General features: G+C 68.3%; 2 protein-coding genes. Both read left to right on the top strand.

Annotation, left to right across the window (positions count from 1 at the left end):
- The coding region (locus tag ACPYOM_RS22060) for an FCD domain-containing protein (RefSeq protein WP_481347599.1) at nucleotides 1–252 on the top strand (252 nt) is incomplete at its 5' end.
- A gap of 30 nt (nucleotides 253–282) precedes the next feature.
- Entirely contained in the window at nucleotides 283–852 is a 570-nt protein-coding gene (locus tag ACPYOM_RS22055; protein WP_481341138.1) for a dihydrofolate reductase family protein, read from the top strand.
- The last annotated feature ends 38 nt before the right edge of the window (nucleotides 853–890 follow it).

The raw sequence follows: 890 nt of genomic DNA, 5'->3' as shown, positions 1-890 counted from the left end.
ATCCAGGACGCCGCGAACAACCCGGTCCTGCGACGGCTCACGGACCAGACGCACCCCGTGGTGCACCGCATCCTCTACCGCAAGTTCTCCACGCTGCTCGGCGGCCAGAACACCATCGTCCACCACGAGCGGCTCCTTGCGCACTGCGCCGCAGGCGAAGCGGAGGAGGCCGCACGCCTGTCCGCCGAGCACTGGCGTCTCCTCGGAGGGCTCATCGGCCAGCTCTTCGAAGCCGAGGCGTTCGCCTCCTAGCTCGAGCGCGGACCAAGGGAGAGCCACGAGATGAGACCGCTTCGATACTCGATCAACGTCACGCTCGACGGCTGCTGCCATCACGAGGCAGGACTGCCCCCCGACGAGGAGTCGATGCGCTACTGGACCGCCGAGATGGAACGAGCCGATGCCCTGCTCTTCGGCCGGGTGACCTACGAGATGATGGAGTCCGCGTGGCGGCGGCCGACTACGGGCCCGTGGCCCGACTGGATGGATGAGTCGCAGGTCCCGTTCGCCGAGGCCATCGACACGACGAAGAAGTACGTCGTGTCGAGCACGCTGCGCGAGGTCGACTGGAACGCCGAGCTGGTGCGAGGCGACGTGGGGCAAGCGGTGCAGCGGCTCAAGCAGGAGCCCGGCGAGGGCCTGTTCGTGGGTGGCGTGACGCTGCCCCTGGCGTTGGCGGACCTGGGACTGATCGACGAGTACGTGTTCCTCGTGCAACCGGTCCTTGCCGGACACGGCCCGACGTTGCTCGCCGGTCTGCGCGAACGCATCCGGCTCGAGCTCGTGGATCGCCATGCGTTCCGGTCGGGGACCATCGGCTTGCGATACCGGCCCACGCGAAGAACGGCGTGAGGGGACCTGCCCTGGCGCGTTGGCGGCCAGTGCACGCA

It is taken from the genome of Monashia sp. HAY1-2A, from assembly GCF_056755315.1.
This window is presented reverse-complemented; position numbering and strand designations above follow the sequence as displayed.

Coding starts and splice junctions, on each gene's coding strand:
- ACPYOM_RS22055 (WP_481341138.1), top strand. CDS start 283: ATGAGACCGCTTCGATACTCGATCAACGTCACGCTCGACGGCTGCTGC.